Source organism: Polaribacter sp. Hel1_33_78, assembly GCF_900106075.1.
Lineage (GTDB): Bacteria > Bacteroidota > Bacteroidia > Flavobacteriales > Flavobacteriaceae > Polaribacter.
Genome location: NZ_LT629794.1, coordinates 2,781,123 through 2,801,459 on the forward strand (window position 1 = coordinate 2,781,123; position 20,337 = coordinate 2,801,459).

General features: G+C 31.6%; 15 protein-coding genes. 6 read left to right on the plus strand and 9 right to left on the minus strand.

Going from position 1 to position 20,337, the window contains the following annotated elements:
• Positions 1-4: 4 nt before the first annotated feature.
• The 8 genes from nqrF to BLT88_RS12120 all read right to left on the minus strand — a co-directional run bounded on the left by nqrF (position 5) and on the right by BLT88_RS12120 (position 9,086).
• Positions 5-1,315, minus strand: coding sequence for an NADH:ubiquinone reductase (Na(+)-transporting) subunit F (gene nqrF, locus BLT88_RS12085; RefSeq protein ID WP_036783310.1), 1,311 nt, complete (start codon positions 1,313-1,315; stop codon positions 5-7).
• Position 1,316: 1 nt separating this feature from the next.
• Complete coding sequence (nqrE, locus tag BLT88_RS12090; protein ID WP_081958134.1) at positions 1,317-2,042, minus strand: NADH:ubiquinone reductase (Na(+)-transporting) subunit E; 726 nt, start codon at positions 2,040-2,042, stop codon at positions 1,317-1,319.
• Positions 2,043-2,122: 80 nt separating this feature from the next.
• Entirely contained in the window at positions 2,123-2,776 is a 654-nt protein-coding gene (locus BLT88_RS12095; RefSeq protein WP_036783304.1) for an NADH:ubiquinone reductase (Na(+)-transporting) subunit D, read from the minus strand.
• Between the two features lie 3 nt (positions 2,777-2,779).
• The gene (locus tag BLT88_RS12100) at positions 2,780-3,529 is read right to left on the minus strand and encodes a Na(+)-translocating NADH-quinone reductase subunit C (RefSeq protein ID WP_036783301.1); all 750 of its coding nucleotides are present in this window, start codon (positions 3,527-3,529) and stop codon (positions 2,780-2,782) included.
• A gap of 2 nt (positions 3,530-3,531) precedes the next feature.
• Positions 3,532-4,731 (minus strand): NADH:ubiquinone reductase (Na(+)-transporting) subunit B, encoded by a 1,200-nt coding sequence (locus BLT88_RS12105; RefSeq protein WP_036783298.1) that lies wholly within the window; start codon positions 4,729-4,731, stop codon positions 3,532-3,534.
• Between the two features lie 4 nt (positions 4,732-4,735).
• Positions 4,736-6,085, minus strand: coding sequence for a Na(+)-translocating NADH-quinone reductase subunit A (locus BLT88_RS12110; protein WP_091955029.1), 1,350 nt, complete (start codon positions 6,083-6,085; stop codon positions 4,736-4,738).
• A gap of 480 nt (positions 6,086-6,565) precedes the next feature.
• Positions 6,566-7,204: a response regulator transcription factor gene (locus BLT88_RS12115; RefSeq protein WP_091955031.1), complete on the minus strand. Its 639-nt coding sequence runs from the start codon at positions 7,202-7,204 to the stop codon at positions 6,566-6,568.
• Positions 7,194-9,086 (minus strand): sensor histidine kinase, encoded by a 1,893-nt coding sequence (locus BLT88_RS12120; protein ID WP_091955033.1) that lies wholly within the window; start codon positions 9,084-9,086, stop codon positions 7,194-7,196. The genes BLT88_RS12115 and BLT88_RS12120 overlap by 11 nt, the downstream gene beginning before the upstream one ends.
• 161 nt (positions 9,087-9,247) lie before the next feature.
• Here BLT88_RS12120 and BLT88_RS12125 point away from each other — a divergent pair, with 161 nt between their 5' ends.
• From BLT88_RS12125 to BLT88_RS12135, 3 genes are all read left to right on the plus strand, one after another.
• Positions 9,248-10,462 (plus strand): DUF5103 domain-containing protein, encoded by a 1,215-nt coding sequence (locus BLT88_RS12125; RefSeq protein ID WP_091955035.1) that lies wholly within the window; start codon positions 9,248-9,250, stop codon positions 10,460-10,462.
• A 50-nt stretch (positions 10,463-10,512) separates the two neighbouring features.
• Positions 10,513-10,899, plus strand: coding sequence for a Co2+/Mg2+ efflux protein ApaG (gene apaG / locus BLT88_RS12130; protein ID WP_091955037.1), 387 nt, complete (start codon positions 10,513-10,515; stop codon positions 10,897-10,899).
• Between the two features lie 137 nt (positions 10,900-11,036).
• Positions 11,037-12,020 carry a DUF3667 domain-containing protein gene (locus BLT88_RS12135; RefSeq protein WP_297799635.1) on the plus strand — a complete coding sequence of 328 codons (984 nt, stop codon included), beginning with the start codon at positions 11,037-11,039 and terminating at the stop codon, positions 12,018-12,020.
• On the opposite strand, the gene BLT88_RS12140 is transcribed toward BLT88_RS12135, so the two are convergent.
• On the minus strand, positions 11,986-12,699 hold the full coding sequence (locus BLT88_RS12140) for an NRDE family protein (protein WP_091955040.1): 714 nt from the start codon (positions 12,697-12,699) through the stop codon (positions 11,986-11,988). The genes BLT88_RS12135 and BLT88_RS12140 overlap by 35 nt on opposite strands.
• 153 nt (positions 12,700-12,852) lie before the next feature.
• Here BLT88_RS12140 and pruA point away from each other — a divergent pair, with 153 nt between their 5' ends.
• The 3 genes from pruA to BLT88_RS12155 all read left to right on the plus strand — a co-directional run bounded on the left by pruA (position 12,853) and on the right by BLT88_RS12155 (position 20,181).
• Positions 12,853-14,478 (plus strand): L-glutamate gamma-semialdehyde dehydrogenase, encoded by a 1,626-nt coding sequence (gene pruA / locus BLT88_RS12145; protein WP_091955042.1) that lies wholly within the window; start codon positions 12,853-12,855, stop codon positions 14,476-14,478.
• Between the two features lie 143 nt (positions 14,479-14,621).
• Positions 14,622-17,864 (plus strand): S41 family peptidase, encoded by a 3,243-nt coding sequence (locus BLT88_RS12150; RefSeq protein WP_091955045.1) that lies wholly within the window; start codon positions 14,622-14,624, stop codon positions 17,862-17,864.
• Positions 17,865-17,985: 121 nt separating this feature from the next.
• Entirely contained in the window at positions 17,986-20,181 is a 2,196-nt protein-coding gene (locus BLT88_RS12155; RefSeq protein WP_091955046.1) for a DUF5916 domain-containing protein, read from the plus strand.
• Positions 20,182-20,337: the final 156 nt, after the last annotated feature.

Below are 20,337 nucleotides of genomic sequence, written 5' to 3' on the forward strand. Positions count from 1 at the left end.
TTTTCTAACCTCCAAAGTCATCAAAACGAATGTTCTCATCTGCTAAACCAAAATCTTCACCCATTTTTTGAACTGCATTGTTCATTAATGGTGGTCCACAGAAATATAATTCCATATCTTCTGGAGATTCATGATGATTCAAATAGTTTTCGATTACACAATTGTGTATAAACCCAACAAAACCATCTCCTTCAGTGTCATTAATATCTTTCTTCACTTTCCAATTGTCAACATCTAAAGGATCAGACAATGCGATAAAGAATTTAAAATTAGGGAAATCTTTTTCTAAAGCCCTAAAATGCTCGATATAAAACAACTCTGCCTTCGATCTACCTCCGTACCAATAAGTTACTTTTCTTCCTGTTTTCAAAGTTCTGAATAAATGATATAAGTGAGAACGCATTGGTGCCATTCCTGCTCCACCACCTACGTATAACATTTCTGCTTCAGATTCGTTAATGAAAAATTCTCCATAAGGACCAGAGATTACACATTTATCTCCTTTCTTTAAGTTAAAAATATAAGAAGAAGCTACTCCTGGATTTACATCCATCCATCCGCCTTTTGCTCTATCAAAAGGTGGTGTAGCAATACGTACATTTAACATAATTTCTCTTCCTTCTGCTGGATATGAAGCCATAGAGTATGCTCTTTCTACAGTTTCTGCATTTTTCATTACCAATGGTCTCAGTTTAAACTTATCCCATTCTGCTTTAAATTTATCTGGTGTATCGTGCTCTTCTGGATGTGCTGTAATATCCATATCAGCAAACTTTACTTCACAAGGAGGAATTTCAATTTGAATATACCCACCTGCTTTATACCCCATATCTTCTGGGATTTCCACAACAAATTCTTTAATAAATGATGCAACATTATAATTTCTTACTACAGTTGCATCCCATTTCTTAATTCCAAAAATTTCTTCTGGAATAGAAATATCCATATCTTGCTTCACTTTTACTTGACAGGCTAAACGAACTCCTTCTTTTAATTCTTTTCTAGAAAAGTGAGGCGTTTCTGTAGGTAAAGCTTCACCTCCACCAGAGTTTACATGACATTCACATTGAACACAAGAACCTCCACCACCACAAGCTGATGGCAAGAATATTTTTTCTGCACCTAATGTTGTTAAAAGTGTGCTTCCTGAAGCCACTTCAATTTTTCTTTCTCCATTAATAGTCAATGTTACTGGACCTGATGGAGATAATTTTTGTTTTACAAATAATAATAATGTTACTAATAATAACACAATAGCTAAAAACGCTGCTACTGTTGCTATAATAGTTCCTGTAGTACCTGCTGCTAATATCATATTACTGATTGTTTGTATTTGTGTTTTCGGCTATAATTTCTTTAGCGTCTTCTTTTTTTACTTCTTTTACTTTAGCTTCTACTTTTGGCGTTTCTTTCTTTTCTTCATCTCCACCGGTTAACATTCCACCAAAACTCATAAAACCAATGGCCATTAAACCTGTAATGATAAATGTAATTCCTAAACCTCTTAAGGCTGGAGGCACACTTGAATACCGAATTTTTTCACGAATTGCTGCAATTGCTAAAATTGCTAAAAACCATCCAATTCCAGATCCTACACCATACGTTAATGATAAGGCTAATGTTGGTATTTCTCGCGATTGCATAAATAAACTACCACCTAAAATAGCACAGTTCACTGCAATTAATGGTAAAAATATACCTAATGAATTATACAATGATGGTGAAAATTTCTCAACAATAATTTCTACCAATTGAACCATCGTTGCAATGGTTGCAATAAACATAATAAATGATAAGAAACTTAAATCATAAGCTGCATATTCTTCGCCTAACCAAACCAAAGCGCCTTCTTGCAAAATATATTGATCTAATAACCAGTTTAAAGGCACCGTAACTGCCAATACAAAAATTACAGCAGCACCTAAACCAACAGCAGTTGCTACTTTTTTAGACACGGCCAAGTAAGAACACATCCCTAAAAAGGTTGCGAAAACCATGTTATCTATAAATATCGATTTGAAAAATAATTCTATATGTTCCATATTTTTAAGTTTTCAGTTCCAGATTTTATTTTTTATTTAGCTTTTTACCGCCAATTGTTAACACCTACTGGAAACTAATTCTAGTTTTCTTCTATTAATGCTTTATTTCTACTTCGTTGAATCCAAATAATTAGTCCTACCACAATTAAGGCCATTGGTGATAATAACATGAATCCGTTATTTTCATATCCATATGCATATAGTCCTGATAATTCCCCTGGAATAGGATTCCCTAACACAGGATAACCTAATAAAGTTCCTGCTCCTAAAAGTTCTCTAAAGAAACCTACAATAACTAATATAACTCCGTATCCTAGAGCGTTTCCAATTCCGTCTAAGAAAGATTTCCATGGTCCGTTTCCTAGAGCAAAAGCTTCAAAACGCCCCATAATAATACAGTTCGTTATGATTAACCCCACGAATACAGACAATGTTTTACTTAATTCGTATGCGAATGCTTTTAGCACTAAATCAACAATAATTACTAAAGTTGCAACTACAATTAGCTGTACAATAATTCTAATTTTTGATGGAATAATATTTCTCATTAAAGAAATAACAACATTCCCTAAACCTAGCACAAATAATACAGAAATAGACATTACAATAGAAGCTTCTAGCTCTGCCGTAATTGCCAATGCAGAACAAATACCTAATACTTGAATAGTAATTGGGTTGTTATCTGCTAATGGATCTGTAATTAATTTTGCGTCTTTTTTTGATAAAAGTCCCATAAATTATTTTTTTAATGTTTTAAAATATGGCACATACATTGCCAAGTCTTTCTTTATCATTGCAGAAACACCATCACCAGTAATTGTAGCACCAGCAATTGCATCTACTTCGTAATCTGTTTTATCTTCATTCTTTGGATCATTGTTACCTTTGGCAACTCTAATTCCTTTAAAATCTCCAGATGCTGACAACAAGTGCTCACCAATAAAATCGTCCATGAAATAACGTTGTTTTATGTTTGCACCTAAACCAGGGGTTTCTCCTTTATGATCAAAATAGGCGCCTTGTACAATCATATTTTCATCTAAAGCAACATACCCCCAAATGGCATCCCAAAGTCCTTTTCCTCTTATTGGTGCAACATAAAGAACATCTCCATTTTTATTTTTACCAACAAACAAAGGCAATCTTCTTTGTTTTCCTTGTTTGGCTAAAGTTTGCTGTTTTTTAATATCAATTAAGTAAGCATCTGAATTCTCAACTTCTTTACCTCCTTGAACTTCAATTTGCTTTGTAATGTATTCTGAAAATGCTGCTCCTGCAACGTCTGTAGAAATAAAGTTTGCACTTGTCCCTTCATTCTCATTTACGCCCAACGCGTAAAGGATGTTTTGTTGCTTTTCTATTCTTTTATTCTCGTCAATATTTGGTTTTAATGACGAAGCCATAAAAGCCAACAAAGAACCTACGACCAACACCATAATTATGGCGAAAATCATTGTATAACTGTTACTATCTGTTCTCTTACTCATAATTAGGCAGTTTTAACTTTAGTACGTTTTAATCTTTTCTTTACATTTCCTTGAACCACATAATGGTCTATTGTTGGCGCAAATACATTCATTAGTAAAATTGCTAAAAACACACCTTCAGGATATGCAGGATTAAATACACGAATCATAATAGATATAAAACCTATTAAGAAACCATACATCCATTTTCCTTTATTTGTTTGCGAACCTGTTACTGGATCAGTAGCCATAAATACGGCTCCAAAAGCCAAACCACCAATCATTAAATGTTCGTACCAAACAGTATTCATTAATCCGTAAAACTTACTAGATTCTGTAATAATATCAGCAGCTACAATTTGATTAAAAATCATTCCCATTACCGCAGCTCCTATGAATGTTGAAAGAATAATTCTCCAACTTCCAATTTTTGTAAAAACTAAGATCGCAGCTCCTAATAAGATTAACAAGGTTGAAGTTTCTCCAATAGAACCTGGTATAAAACCTGCAAATTTATCCCAATTAGAATAAATTACTTCTTGGTTTTGAGCATAACTTCCTAAAATTGTTTCTCCAGAAATAGCATCTGCTGTTCCCGTTCTGTTTACTGCATCATATACCCATACTTTATCTCCAGACATCCAAGTTGGATACGCAAAGAATAAAAATGCTCTAATTGTTAAAGCAGGATTTAAGATATTCATTCCTGTTCCTCCAAATACTTCTTTACCAATAACAACACCAAATACCACTGCAACTGATAACATCCATAACGGTGTGTCTATAGGTACAATTAATGGCACTAACATTCCCGTTACTAAGTATCCTTCTTCTACTTCGTGTCCTTTTATAACTGCGAAAATAAATTCAACTAAAAGTCCCACTCCATAAGAAACAATCACCAATGGTAGTACTTTTATAATTCCAATCCAGAAATTATCAAACGTAAAAAAATTTGCTAATACATTCGTTCTTAAAGAACCATCTATTGCTGCATAGTGTTGATATCCTGCATTGAACATTCCGAACAACAAACAAGGAACCAAAGCCATAATTACAATATTCATTGTACGCTTTAAATCATCTGCTGCCTTGATATGAGTTCCTCCGTGAGTCACTTCATTTGGTAAATATAAAAAGGTATGGATTGCATTAAATGCAGGCGCCATTTTAGTTCCTTTATATTTCTCTTTTAAAATATGTAAGTTTTGTTTTAAGCTCATAACCTTATCCTAATTCTTCTCTCATTAAATCTAAACCTTCACGAATTATTTGCTGGTGAGGTTGTTTAGATACGCAAATAAATTCTGTTAGTGCAAAATCTTCTGGAGCTATTTCATAGCCTCCCAAAGCTTCCATTTCGTCTAAATCTTTATACATAAATGCTTTTAATAATTGCATTGGATAGATATCTAGAGGAAATACATTTTCGTAGGAACCAGTTACTACAAATGCTCTGTGTTCTCCATTTGTATTGGTATTTAAATCGTACTTTTTATTTGGTGTTAACCAAGAAAAAGTTAATGCTCTTGAAGTAGATATTTTATTGAAAATCGGCTTATTCCATCCAAAAAACTCATAATCATCTCCTTCAGGGATTGCTGTAATTTGATTATCATAATAACCAATAAAACCATCTTCTTTAACTTGCACGCCAGACAAAACGTTTCCGCTAATAATTCTTGTGTTGTCATTCTCTAAATTATCAGCTACTAAATCAGCAATATTTGCTCCTGCAATCGCAGTAACATATTGTGGTTTGCTAAATTTAGAACCAGTTAATGCAACAGTTCTTGAAGCATTAAACTTGCCCGTTAATAACAACTCTCCAATAATTACTAGATCTTGTGGTGCTATAACCCAAACGACTTCACCTTTATTAATAGGATCTAATTGAGAAATTTGAGTTCCAACATTTCCGACAGGATGTGGACCAGAAACCGCATGAATTTCTATTCCTTTTAAATCTGCAAAAGGAGAAACCGATTTATTAACTACAGATACATGTATTTTACCTTCTGTTAACTTTCCTATTGCAGAAAGTGCAGCTTGTAATTCTACTTCTTTACCTTTTAAGGTATAATCTAAATCTGGAGCTAATGGTGCACTTGCATAACCAGAAACAAAAATTGCTTTTGGTGCTTGATTTGGATTTGCAATAACATCATAAGGACGTTGTTTTACAAATGGCCAGCATCCTGAATTAAATAATTGATTTTTTACATCTTCTGCAGACATTGTATCTACATTAGAAATTCCAAAATCTTTATGTTCCTGTGTTTTATTTGCCGCAATTTTTATTGCTAAAACTTTTCTTCTTGCTCCACGTGTTACCTCTATTACCTTACCACTTACTGGACTTGGAAATAAAATACGCTCATCACTTTTTGAATGAAAAAGTGCTTCACCTGCTTTTACTTCTGCTCCTTCTTTGGCAATTAATTTTGGAATAATTCCGTGAAAGTCTTCTGGATTAATAGCATAAACACTACTTATAGGAATATTAGTAGTAATTTGTTCTGCTTCACCAACCAGCTTAATATCTAAGCCTTTTTTGATACGAATATCTTTTGACATGGTCAATTTGAAATTTAGTTATCTAAAAAAATCATGCAAATTTAACCATTTTGAGACTTATTTTTGATATAAATTCTCTTATAAATTAGTAATCAATATTATTTATAATAATTCTAAATAAAATGAAATGCTTTAACTAATTCATAAAAAAAACCCCATACTTGTTTGGTATGAGGTATAGATATAAAGTTGTTGGGGGAATCTTATTACAGAGAAACTAAAGTTTGGTTTTGACAAAGTTTGGTTGTTGCTTATAAAATATAGTTAACAAATTATATTTTAAAACTTTAAACTCTAAAATAAAAAACAACTCATAATTTAAAATCTTTACTATCTAATAAAGACTATTGCACTCTTTTCTTTTCTTTATTTTAATCACAGATTTTCCCTCTTTTAATACGGTAAATATATTTCTAAAACCTGAATTGTAAAATAGGTAGTAATTACAAATAATACGTACCTATACGTATTGTAGGTTTATTAAACGTTTTCTAATAAATCTTTATTATCTTTTACCCACACAGAAAGGGAGTCTGAAGGTAAATCTAATTTTGAAATAATATTAGATCGATGTTTATCTACGGTTCTTGTAGATATTGAAAGAATTTCTGCTATTTCTTTTGTAGAATTCTCACCAGCTATTAATCTTACAATTGTTCTTTCTGAAGGTGATAAAAACTTTATTTTTTGAATTTGAGGAGAGATTTCATTATTAAAAACATCATCAAAAACCTTACTTGCGTAAAATCTTCCATTTGAAACTTCTTTAATACATTTCTTAATCTCTGAAAATGGTTCATCTTTTAATAGATAGCCAGATATTTTCATTTTTTTTGCTTTCAACACAAAACCTTTTTCTTTATAAGAAGTAAGGATAATAAATTTTGTCTTTAATGACTCTAATTGACATTTTTTTATCACCTCAAAACCAGTTAGAAAAGGCATATTAATATCTAAAATAGCTATTGTTGGCTTTTTAGATACTATTAACTCTAATGCTTGAGCACCATTGGTTGCGCCTTCTAGAACATTAAATTCTAAATTTAATAATTCATCTCTTAATCCTTTTAATAATACAGGATGATCATCTGCAACAAGAATACTAGTATTATGATTCATTTTTAATAGGTATAGAAAAGATAAAATTAGTTCCGTTATTTATTTTACTATTAATAGACAGATTTCCGTTCATAATTTTAATTCTTTCAAAAATAGTCTTTAAACCTAAACTATTTTTCTTTTTATTTTTGTCTACATCAAAACCTTTTCCGTTATCAGAAATTAATGTAATAATACTTTTATCTTCTTTTTTAATATTTACAGTTACAGATTTTGCTTTTGCATGCTTAACAATATTGGTTAAACATTCTTGAACAAGTCTGTAAAAATTTAAACTTGTATTTTCTGTAAAATACTCATCAATTAAATCAATATCCATAGAAAAAAACAACTCTGTTTGCTCATCATATTCATTTATTAATTGCTCTATACTTTCTTTTAAACCTAATTGTTTTAGTAAAGCTGGGTATAAATTTCTAGAAATACTTCTTACTTCTTCTAGCGCTTTATTTGTCATTTTGGTTATTTCTTGCTGCTCTATATTTTGCGATTTCCTTTTTATTAATGTTAATTGTTGCCCAACACTATCATGTAATTCTCTTGCAATTCTTGTTCTTTCTTCTTCTTGCGAAATAAGTAAATCTTGTGAAAATTTTTCTTGAAGTAATTTTTCTTTTTTTGCTGTATTTTTTGATTTTTGTAACGTAATAAAAGCAAATATGGATAATAGTCCTAAACCACCAAATAACAACCATTGGTTTTTAATACTGTTTTTAGAATCCAACAGAGCTATGTTACTTTCCTGTGCTTCAATTGTTAAGTTCTTTTTTTCTGTTTCGTATTGAATTTGTAAATCATTAATTTTAGCCATTTTCTGTAATGAAAACAAACTATCATGTATTTGGTGGTATCTTTTTAAATGTCCGTGAGAACTTTTAAAGTTCCCTGTTTTATATTCAATTTTTGACAATAAATAGTAACCAAAACGTTCTTGATGAATGTTAAATCCTTTAGAATATTCGATTGCTTTTAAAGCAAATTCTTTAGCCTTAACTAAATTATTCATCGCCGAATACGTTTCAGAAATGTCGTTACAAGAATGCGCTGCACTTCCGTAATTTTTTAACTTAACCTTAATCTTTAAAGCTCTAAAAAGGAATTCTAAAGACTCATCATATTTATCTAAAGACCTATAAGATGAACCAATATTGCCTAAAAAAATCGATTCATTTCGTTGAAGATTTGCTTTTTTAGCTCTTACAAGACCTTGCTTAAAATAATCGATTGCTTTTATAATTAACTCTTTTTTGTTAGGACCTCCTTGTTTTTGATAACTTGCTCCTAAATTAGTGAAACAACCAACAATACCTTGCTCGTCACCTAATCTTTCATAAATTTTTAAAGCTTTTTTAAAATTAATTTGGGCTTTTCTTAAATCTGGTGTTAACAAATAAACTTCTCCTATTCTTCCAAGATTCTCTGCAATTTCTTTTTCATTGTTAATGCGTTCTGCAATTTCTAATGCTTTAAAATGATTTACTAAAGAAGCATCAAATTCAGAAATTCTATAATAAGATCTTCCTAGTTTAAAATAACAGTTATAAGTTTCTTTTTCATTCTTCAAATAAATAAAAATGGCTAAAGATTTTTTTAAATTCTCAATAGCTATTTGATAATTTTTCTTTTGATAAAAATAACCTCCTAAATGCAAGTAGCCAAAAGCCATTAAATCTTTTTGATTTGTTTTTTTTGAAGCTTCTAAACCTGAAGAAATACTTTTAAAGGCTTCATCGAAATTATTTTTTGAGAGAAAATCTAAACCTTTAAAGTAATAATTTTTAACTAACGAGTTACTTTGCGATTCTAAAGACTTTTTTTCTTCTTGAGCGCAAGAAGTATTTAAGAATAGAAAAAATAATAAATACACTAAAACTTTATTCATTTTTAATTTTAAAATAGATTTTTATTTTTTCTAGTTGATAAATATACAACTTATGCAATAAGAATTCAGATTTTAACATAAACTCAAAAGTGGAATAGTATTTGTAATAAAAACTAAAAGCTTTAATTTTATTACATTTGACCAATATCTTATATAAAAAAATGCATCAAAAAATAATCTGGATTTTATTAATTTTTATTACATCTGTAAATGCACAGCAGATAAAATCAATTCAGTTAAGACCACTTCAAGCAAATAATTTTACCGCAATAGTTCCTTTAGGAACAGTTTTAGAATTGTCTTTTGATGATTTAGATGCAGATAGTAAAGATTACCAATACAAAATAGAACACATGACGCATGACTGGCAAAAAAGCAGATTGCTTTCTAGTCAGTTTATAGATGGTTTTGATCAGAATTCAATTATAAATGTGACCAATTCTTTTAACACCTTTCAGAATTACACACATTATGAGGTGAAAATTCCGAATGTAAATTCTATTATCACCAAAAGCGGAAATTATTTAGTTTCTATTTTAAATGATGACGATGAAGTTGTTTTTTCTAGAAAACTTGTTCTCTATGAAAATGCAGCAACCATTGGAGTTGCAGTTTCTAGGAGCAGAAACACGAAAACAAGAGACACGCAACAAACCGTTGAATTTACAGTAAATCATCCAAACCTTAGAATCAACAACCCTTCTCAAGAAGTGCATGTTGCTCTGCTAAAAAATGAAAATTGGAATGAAAAAATTACCAATTTACAGCCAACTTTTTTTCAACAAAATCAGTTAAAATACACCTACGCAAACAAAACTAATTTTTGGGGAGGAAATGAATATTTAAATTTTGACAGTAAACTCATTAGAAATAAAAGTTTAAATGTGGTTAAAATAGACATGAAGAATGTTTTTCATCATTACTTATACCCTTCTACCTACAAGCCGAATAGAAGTTACACATACAACCCAGATATTAATGGCCAATTTGTGATAAGAACTTTAGATGCAAATGACACAAACACAGAGGCAGATTATGCCATGATGCATTTTACTTTATATGCAGACACACCAATTGCCAATAAAGACGTTTATATCTATGGCGCTTTTAATAATTTTAAAATTGAAGATGAAAATAAACTTTTTTACAATTTTGAAACCTCTAGCTATCAAGGACAAATTTTACTAAAACAAGGTTTTTACAATTATACCTTTGCCACGGTTGACGATAATCAACTGGTAGATACGAACCAAATTAATGGTACTTTTTTTCAAACTGAAAACCAATATACAGTAATCGTATATTACAAACCTTTTGGTGGTTTGTACGATAGAGTGATTGGTATTGGCGCTGGTTTTTACAATCAAAATAGGTAACTAAAAATTTTGATTTGCAGTCTTTAATCTAAAAAGCTATATTTACTGCAATGGTTCAACAAATTACAAAAGGAATTAAAATTTCTGTAAAAACAAAATATAATGGCACAAGCTATAGAAATAATAGGTTGTATTATACTTTTGTTTACTTTATAACCATTGAAAATAAATCATCAGAAACGTTGCAATTAACAGATCGTTTTTGGAAAATTTTTGATTCGTTGAATACTACCGAACTTGTAAAAGGAGAAGGAGTTGTTGGGCAAACTCCTATATTAAAACCCAATGATAATTACACTTACAGTTCTGGGTGTTTTTTAGAATCTACAATGGGCGCCATGAAAGGGTATTATACCATGAAAAACATAGAAACTTTAGAAGAGTTTAAAGTATACATACCAACTTTTCAACTTGCAACACCAGTATTATCAAACTAAAAAAAATAAAAAATAAAGTAGCAAAAATTAAAGATCCTGCATGTTTAAATTGTGGGCATCCATTTTATGGCCAAGAAAAATTCTGCCCAGAGTGCGGCCAAGCAAATAAAGGAAACAACATTACTTTTAAAAGTTTTATTCATGAAGTTTTTAATGGATTTTTCAATTTTGATGCAAAATTCTGGAATACAATAATTCCGCTTTTAATAAAACCTGGTAAAGTTTCTAAAGAGTATGTGGATGGCAAAAGACAGCGCTACTCCAATCCTTTTCAGTTTTATTTAACCGTTTCTATCCTTTTCTTTTTAATCTTAGGACTTTCTAAAAACATTGATAAATTTAAAGAACTTAAAAACGGCACTGAACAAAAGCAATCGAAAATTATTTCTTTTGATACTGATCAAGCAGTAAAGAATGTAGATATAGACTCCTTAAAAAACGCTGTTAATACCGAACTTAAAAACTCTTGGATTCCTATAGATTCTGTAAAAAGAAAAAAAATTATAGACCAAGTAGCAGAAAAAGCAAAAGACTCTACAAAATCGATCAGTACAACCGGAAATAAAATTGACTTTGCAGGGCTTCCAATTGCTGATTATTTAGAATTTCAAAAAAAACACCCTAAAACAAGTATCGATGCTGCTTTAGATAGCCTTCAAAAAGAAAAAACATTTTTCAATAGGTTTTTATACAACAGAGCAAAAGTGATCAATTCTTTGACTACTGAAGGAGAAAGTCAAGAACAATTTAGCAACCAATTGCTATCCTATATTTCCATAGCACTATTTGTATTTTTACCCTTTTTTACCTTATTTTTAAAGTTGTTTTACATTAGAAGAAAATACACGTATGTAGACCATTTAGTCCTGGTATTTCATACGCAAACCGTATTTTTTATGCTTTTATCTATTTACTTTTTATTAGAACTCTTTGGGGCTACACCTCAATTATGGATTTTTGCAGTCCTCTTTTTAATGTATCTTTTGATCGCCATGCGCAAGTTTTACCAACAAGGTTATTTTAAAACTTTTATAAAATTTACACTCCTAAACTTTACCTATATTTTTATTTCTATTTTCGGGGTTGTTATTGTTGGCTTAATTTCTTTTGCACTCTTTTAGTTGTTCTTACATCTAAATAAGTCATTTCTATGTTGGATGCTATTTTTTTTACCGAAGTTATACTCACCGTTTCTACAAAAGCTCTTTTCATTTTAAGCGAAATTTCTGTATTTCCTAAGTTTTCATTTTGATGAAAGTCAACAATTTTTTCTTGCTGAAAGACATCATTTTTTGCTAACCAATCAGAAAACCATTCTTTTCTTAAGACTTTCATTTCTTCGGTATATAAAGAAGATGAAGACCAAATTTTAGGCTCCTCTGCTAGTTTTTTAAAATGTTTTTTAATGCCGTCCCAAACCAATTCATAAGCTTCTAATTGCAAATGATAATCAATCAAAATCAATGTAAACGGTTCTATATCTGTAAAATCAAAATTGTTAATATAAGCAACCCCATTATCTGTAGAAAGGATTTTTTTTACAATAACACCTCTACTTATCTTGTAATAACGATTTCTTGTATGGTTTTTAAATCCGCCATTTAGCAAACAAACCAATCTATTTTTTGTACTTGCACCAATCCAAGTTCCTCCTGCTAAAGCATCTTTCGGGTATGTTAATTCTACACCATTTTCTTTATAGATCTCTAGTGGTATTGTTTTTCTTAGTGGCGTTTCATCACGATTAGAGGTTAAAATAAAATTATTATTGCCTAAAGGAAGATAGGTTACCGTGCACATATATCATTTAATTATTTATTAAAAATAGTGTTTTTTAATATAATTATTGAATTTACTTTAACAAAAGACATCAAAAATCAACTAAATTTATTGAAACAAAAATTGTAACTTTGACACTCAAAATTAGTAGATTAAAACTTAAAAACACATAAAATGGCAAGAGGATTTTTTAATGTTCCAGAAGCAGTTAATGAACCAGTAAAAGGGTATGCTCCAGGTTCTCCTGAAAGAACAGAATTATTAGCTACTTACAAAGAAATGTTTAACAGCAATATTGATGTGCCAATGCATATTAATGGCGAAGAAGTTAGAACAGGAAATACAAAGAATATTACACCTCCTCATGACCATAAACATGTTGTAGGACAATATCATACTGCAGACAAATCTCATGTAGATACTGCAATTGCTACTGCTTTAGCCGCAAGAGAAGCATGGTCTAGCGTAAGTTGGATGGAAAGAGCTTCTATTTTCTTAAAAGCGGCTGAATTATTAGCAGGACCTTACAGAGCGAGAATGAATGCGGCTACAATGATTGCACAATCTAAAAACGTTCATCAAGCAGAAATTGATGCGGCTTGTGAAATGATTGATTTCTTCCGTTTCAATGTACAATATTTAACAGATATATTTAAAGATCAACCAGCATCTGCTCCAGGAATTTGGAACCGAGTTGAGTATAGACCGCTAGAAGGATTTGTATATGCCATTACACCTTTTAACTTTACCTCTATTGCTGCAAATTTAGTTGCTGCCCCAGCTTTAATGGGAAATGTTGTGGTATGGAAACCCTCTGATCATCAAGCATATTCTGCTCAAGTAATTGTAGATTTGTTTAAAGAAGCTGGTTTGCCTGATGGCGTAATAAATGTAGTTTACGGAGATCCTGTGATGATTACCGATACTGTATTTGCTTCTCCAGATTTCTCTGGATTACACTTTACAGGATCTACGCATGTATTTAAAAACTTATGGAAACAAATAGGAAATAATATCCACAACTATAAAACATATCCAAGAATTGTTGGAGAAACTGGTGGTAAAGACTTTATCTGGGCGCATAATTCTGCCAACCCTCTGCAAGTTGCAACAGGAATTACAAGAGGTGCTTTTGAATTTCAAGGTCAAAAATGTTCTGCTGCATCACGTGCATTTATTCCTGCATCCATGTGGGAAGAAGTAAAAGGGCATTTAATTGCACAAGCAAATGAAATAAAAATGGGTTCTCCAGAAGATCCATCAAACTACGTAAATGCAGTTATACACGAAGGTTCTTTTGATAAAATTGCAAGCTTTTTAGACGCTGCTAAAACGGATCCTGATGCAGATATTATCATTGGGGGGGGTCACGATAAATCTGTTGGATACTTCATAGAACCAACCGTTATTGTAGCTAAAGATCCAATGTACAAAACAATGTGTACAGAATTGTTCGGCCCTGTTATGACAATCTATGTATACGAAGATGCTGCATGGGAAGCTTCTTTAAAATTAGTAGATGAATCTACTGAATATGCTTTAACAGGAGCAATCTTTTCTACAGATAGATATATTGTTGAAAAAGCATCTAAAGCATTAGAGAATGCAGCTGGAAATTTCTACATCAACGACAAACCAACAGGAGCAGTTGTTGGTCAGCAACCATTTGGAGGCGCAAGAGCTTCTGGAACAAATGATAAAGCTGGTTCTGCACAAAATTTATTACGCTGGACTTCTGTTCGTTTAATTAAAGAAACTTTTGTAACACCAACAGATTATAAATATCCCTTTTTAGGATAATACTATTGTTCATGCATACAAAAAGCCTCATCTTCATAAGATGAGGCTTTTTTTTTATCCTTAACCCTATCATTTCTCTCGCAAGATTAAATACCAAGATTTTGTATCTTTAACGTAATCCTTTAAAATCAATCACTAATCCTATGAAATCAATTTTCAAAAGTATTCTTGTTATCATGTTGTTCTTATCAACAGCACGTATAGCAGGGCAAGAAACACGGCTATTAAGACAACCAACAATTAATGGAAACCAAATAGCATATACCTATGGATCTGATGTTTGGACAACAAATTTAACTACAAATCTTACAACTAGATTAACAAGCACAGCAGCACTTGAAAGCAATCCACACATTTCTCCAAACGGAAAATGGATTGCGTTTACATCAAACAGGTCTGGCTCTTCAGCAGTTTATATTGTTTCGATTGCTGGTGGAGAAGCCAAAAGATTAACATGGCACACAAGTGCCGATGTTGCTAAAGGTTGGACAAATGATGGTAAACGAGTTTTATTTACCTCAAATAGAGACACAGCACCAAGTAGGTATAATAGATTGTATACTGTTTCTATAGATGGCGGTCCAGTCACTAAATTATTTGAACAATGGGCAACTGCAGGATCGTATTCTCCAAATGGAAAACAATTGGTGATTGATAAAATGAGACGTTGGGATGAAGAATGGAGAGATTATCGTGGTGGACAAAACACTCCGTTAATTATTATCGATTTAAAAACCTTAAACGAAACCTTATTACCAAACAATAAAACTACTGATAAATACCCCGTTTGGAATGGAAGTATAGTATATTTCTTATCCGACAGAACACATACCTCTAACGTTTGGTCATACAACACAAAAACAAAAGCAGTAAAACAAGTCACTCGTTTTAAAGGAACTGCTGTAAAATATTTAAGTGGATCTAAAAGTCACTTAATCTTTGAACAAGATGGTTATTTGCACACGTTAGATATAAAAAACAATAAAACAAAACGTTTAAAAATTTCTATTAAAGGAGATTTTCCTTGGACAGATACTAAATGGGTAAATGTCAATAAAAGAGTAGATTATGCAAATATTTCTCCTAATGGAAAAAGAGTTGTAATGGCTTCACGTGGCGATATTTTTACGGCTCCTGTAGAATTTGGAGATGCAAGAAATATCACGAAAAGTTCTGGAGCTGCTGATAGAGCGCCAATTTGGTCCCCAGAAGGAGATAAAATCGCATGGTTTTCTGATTCAAATGGAAAAGGATATGCTTTGCATGTAAATAATCAAGACGGAACCACTAAAACAACCACTATTTCTATTGGGGTTTCTAAAATGGCTTGGGAACCAACTTGGTCTCCAGACGGAAAGAATATTGCGTTTGTAGATGATGATACACGCATTAGAATTGTTAATTTAAAAGCAGCAACCATCAGAACGATTGACAATGCTGGCAACAACTTAGAACGTGGTAGAATGGGAATCACATGGTCTCCAGACTCTAATTGGTTAGCGTATGCTAAATCTGGCGACAATAGTTTAAAACAAATAAAAGTATGGTCTTTAGCGTCTAATAAGGTTACAGCAATTACAGATCCATTTGCAGATTCATTTTCTCCTACCTGGGATTTAGACCACAAACATTTATACTTTTTAGCAAGTACAGATGTTGCATTGCGCTCTGGTTGGGCAAATACAAGTTCTATGACGGCCAAACCAAATTATGCTGCTTATGTAATTAATTTGGCTAAAAAAGATGCTTCTCCTTTTAAACCGAAAAGCGATGAAGAAGTTGTGGAAAAAGAAAAGTTGAAAGACGATAAAAGCAAGAAAGGTGATGAAAATGAAGATTCTAAGAAAAAATCTGAAGAAAAAAAAGACAAAAAAGTAGTTATTGATTTTAACGGAATTTCTCGTAGAATTTTGGCTTTGCCTCTAAAAGAAAGTTTCAGAAGTATTGCTGCTGGACCTGCCGGATTTGTATTTATTTCTAATGAAAAAGCAATTCAAAAATTTGATTTAAAAAAATTAAAGGCAACAGAATTTGGAAAAAAGCTAAGCATATATGGTATTTCTCCAAACGGAAAACACATGATTGTGAAAGCCGGCAGAGAATGGAAAGTAGCAAAAACTACTGGGACAAATATAAAAGGTGCCAAAACTTTAAAGTTAGATTTTAACATGAAGCTAAACAGAATTAGTGAATGGAATCAAATTTTTGAAGAAGCTTGGCGCTACGAGCGCGATTATTTTTATGATCCAGGAATGCACGGTAGAGACTGGAACAAAGTTTATAAAAGGTATGCACCGCTAGTGCCTTTTGTAAAACACAGAGCAGATTTAAATTATATTTTAGATCAAGTAAATGGAGAATTATCGGTTGGACATAGTTTTGTTCGTGGTGGAGATTTCCCTACTATTGATGCAGCTAAAGGAGGCTTGTTAGGTGCAGATTTTTCAGCCAGACAAGGGAAATGGCAATTCAAAAGAATTTACACTTCAGAGGCTTGGAACCCAGGATTAAATGGCCCTTTAGATCAGCCTGGCATGAAAATTAAAGCAGGACATTATTTAGTTGGCATCAATAATGAAGAAATTACTGACAAAGACAACATCTATAAATATCTCGATGGCACTGCTACTAAACAAACTACGTTACATATCAATACAAAACCATCTTTTGAAGGTGCTTGGAAAGAAATTGTAAAACCAATTAAAAGCGAAAATTCATTGCGCCAAAGAACTTGGGTAGAAGATAACCGAAGAATGGTAGACAAACTTTCTGGAGGAAAGCTAGGTTATATTTGGGTACCAAATACTGGTGGACCAGGATTTGTTTCTTTTAATAGATATTATTTTGCTCAGCAAAATAAAGAAGGGGCTGTCATTGATGAACGTTTTAATGGCGGTGGATTATTAGATGATTATATGGTAGACTTAATGACGCGTAAACCAAGAGCAGCATTAACAAATGAAGTTCCGAATGGAAAAGCGATGCGTTTACCTGCTGGAATTATGGGGCCCAAAGTATTATTGATAAATGAACTTGCAGGATCTGGAGGGGATTTTTTCCCTTGGGTTTTTAGACAACAAAAAGCAGGATTATTAATAGGAGCTACGACTTGGGGTGGATTGGTGAAATCATCTACTCATTATAGAATGATAGATGGTGGTTCTTTAACAGCACCAGACAATGCTGTTTTTGATCCAGCAACAAATGCCTGGATTGCAGAAAACAAAGGAGTTGCACCAGATATAGCTGTAAGGCAAAATGCAAAATCTTTAGAAAAAGGTTCAGATCCTCAGTTGGAAAGAGCCGTTACAGAATTATTATCTCAGTTAAAAGGTAAAAAGAAAATAACCCCTCCTAAATTTCCAAAACCAACAAAAGAGAACTAAATAAATAATTTATAAATATCCTTTTTTAAGGTAATACTATTGTTCATTTTTACAAAAAACTTCATCTTCATCAGATGAGGTTTTTTTGTACTATCTTTGATACATATCAAAATAAATCCTATTGAAAAATATTTTAGTTTTTATTACTTTCCTTTTTGTAATACATAGTTTTTCCCAAACAACTAATAAATCCGTATTTGTTAATTTTATTGAGAATCCAATCGTTTTAGATGCAAATCTTAACGAAAATGAATGGAAAGACAGCAAAGGAGCTTCCGGATTCTGGCAATATTTCCCTTCAGATTCTACGCAAGCAAAACAACAAGCAAGTATTAAGTTTTTATTTGATGATAAAAATTTATACATAGGTGCCAAAGTAAATGCTCCTGATAATAAATTTATTACACCTTCTCTTAGAAGAGACTTTAGAGCCGGCGGTAGCGATAATATTACCTTTTTATTTGATACATTTAATGATGGAACTAATGCATTCATTTTTGGAACCAATCCTTATGGAGTAAAAAGAGAAATGCTTCTATCTGGTGGAGGTTCTGAACTAAGAGGGTTTACGATGGCTTGGGACACCAAATGGCAATGTAAAACGGAAATTAAAGACGATCATTACATTATAGAAATGATCATTCCATTGTCGGCTTTTAAATACAGAGAGGGTGAAACCAAATGGCGCTTTAACAGTTATCATTTTGACACACAATATAATGAAAGAAATACCTGGGTAAATATTCCTCAAAATCAATTTATATTTAACTTGGCTTATATGGGAGAAATGATTTTTGAAAAGCCTCTAGGAAAATCAAAATCTCCAATTTCTATTATACCTTATGTAAATGCAATAACCGCAAAAGACTTTGAAAACAAAACCTCTATTACAGATTTAAAATTTGGTGGAGATGCAAAATTCACTATTGGTAATAGTATGAATTTAGATATTACTTTAAATCCTGATTTTTCTCAAGTAGAAGTAGACCAACAAATCACAAATCTTACTCGCTTTGAAGTTTCATTGCCGGAAAGAAGACTATTCTTTATTGAAAATAGTGATTTGTTTGCAGATTTTGGTAACAATAGAGATTCTAATCCTTTTTTCTCCAGAAGAATAGGTATTGCAAAAGACGCCAATGATAATACTATAGAAAATGATATTATTGCTGGAGTGAGATTAAGTGGCAAAGTAAATAACAACTTAAGGGTTGGTTTGTTAACAATGCAAACTGCAGAAGACATTGAAAATGAAATCCCTACTGTTAATAGTGCTGTTATTACACTTCAACAAAAACTGTTTAGCCGATCAAATATTAGCTTTATGATTATTAATAAAGAAGCTACAAAGGAGTATGATTTTCTTGCAGAGGAAGATACATATAATAGAATTATTGGGATGGATTATCGCTTAGCTTCAGAAGACAATTCTTGGGTTGGGAAATATTTCATTCATAAGTCTTTTTCTCCAGGTATAAAGAACAAAGATTATTCTGCTGGGTTTTCTACGCAATATTTTAATAGAAATTTTAGTGCAAGAATAAATGGGGTTTATGTTGGAGAGAATTATCAGTCAGATTTGGGGTTTCTTAGAAGAACCGATATTTTTAAAATTTCGCCTCAAATAGAACGTACTTTTTGGCCAAATGAAAGTAAAATTCAAAAACATAGCTTCTCGATTACTCCTATTTTTATTTGGAAACCTGAGTTAAACTTTAAAAATTCAGATTATGCAATCATCAGCAGATGGCGAGCAAATTTTATAAACACTGCAGAATTGACTGCAGAAATGAAGAATCGTTTTACTTATCTTTTTAGTGAGTTTGATCCTACAGGAACGGATGGAGCAATTCCTTTACCTGCGAATAAAGGTTATGCATACACCAATTTTAACCTTAGTTATAGATCCGATCAAAGAAAAAATTTTTCTTATCGAATAGAACCTTCAGTAGGTACTTTTTTTAATGGTAAAAAATATTCTTTAACAACTAATTTAGCATGGAGAATTCAACCCTATTTTTCCGGTTCTATGCAAATTAATTATGATAAAGTAATACTCCCTAATCCTTTCCCAAATGCTTCTATTTGGTTAATTGGTCCAAAAATAGACATCACTTTTAATAAAAGCTTATTTTGGTCTACTTTTATTCAATATAGCAGTCAGCAAGAAAATTTTGGAATCAACACAAAATTACAGTGGCGTTTTGCTCCGCTTTCAGATCTTTTTATTGTCTACAACGACAATTATTATTCTAATAATTTTGCACCTAGATTTAAATCTTTAAATTTAAAATTGACGTATTGGTTAAATATTTAGCTTCTTTATTTATTAAATTTCTTGTAACCATTTGTTACTTTTAACAAATAAAATCATGAAGAAGCTTTCTCAAAAAAAGATTCTTTAAGAGAAGTTTGCAGTGGCATTGTAACGTGTGTTTTTTATCAATCAATCTTCCTTTAACTTAAGCTTTAT

Excerpts from the sequence above, each read along its gene's own strand:
- nqrF (WP_036783310.1), bottom strand. The coding sequence starts at position 1,315 with ATGATATTAGCAGCAGGTACTACAGGAACTATTATAGCAACAGTAGCA.
- nqrE (WP_081958134.1), bottom strand. The coding sequence starts at position 2,042 with ATGGAACATATAGAATTATTTTTCAAATCGATATTTATAGATAACATG.
- BLT88_RS12095 (WP_036783304.1), bottom strand. The coding sequence starts at position 2,776 with ATGGGACTTTTATCAAAAAAAGACGCAAAATTAATTACAGATCCATTA.
- BLT88_RS12100 (WP_036783301.1), bottom strand. The coding sequence starts at position 3,529 with ATGAGTAAGAGAACAGATAGTAACAGTTATACAATGATTTTCGCCATA.
- BLT88_RS12105 (WP_036783298.1), bottom strand. The coding sequence starts at position 4,731 with ATGAGCTTAAAACAAAACTTACATATTTTAAAAGAGAAATATAAAGGA.
- BLT88_RS12110 (WP_091955029.1), bottom strand. The coding sequence starts at position 6,085 with ATGTCAAAAGATATTCGTATCAAAAAAGGCTTAGATATTAAGCTGGTT.
- BLT88_RS12115 (WP_091955031.1), bottom strand. The coding sequence starts at position 7,204 with ATGAATCATAATACTAGTATTCTTGTTGCAGATGATCATCCTGTATTA.
- BLT88_RS12120 (WP_091955033.1), bottom strand. The coding sequence starts at position 9,086 with ATGAATAAAGTTTTAGTGTATTTATTATTTTTTCTATTCTTAAATACT.
- BLT88_RS12125 (WP_091955035.1), top strand. The coding sequence starts at position 9,248 with ATGCATCAAAAAATAATCTGGATTTTATTAATTTTTATTACATCTGTA.
- apaG (WP_091955037.1), top strand. The coding sequence starts at position 10,513 with ATGGTTCAACAAATTACAAAAGGAATTAAAATTTCTGTAAAAACAAAA.
- BLT88_RS12140 (WP_091955040.1), bottom strand. The coding sequence starts at position 12,699 with ATGTGCACGGTAACCTATCTTCCTTTAGGCAATAATAATTTTATTTTA.
- pruA (WP_091955042.1), top strand. The coding sequence starts at position 12,853 with ATGGCAAGAGGATTTTTTAATGTTCCAGAAGCAGTTAATGAACCAGTA.
- BLT88_RS12150 (WP_091955045.1), top strand. The coding sequence starts at position 14,622 with ATGAAATCAATTTTCAAAAGTATTCTTGTTATCATGTTGTTCTTATCA.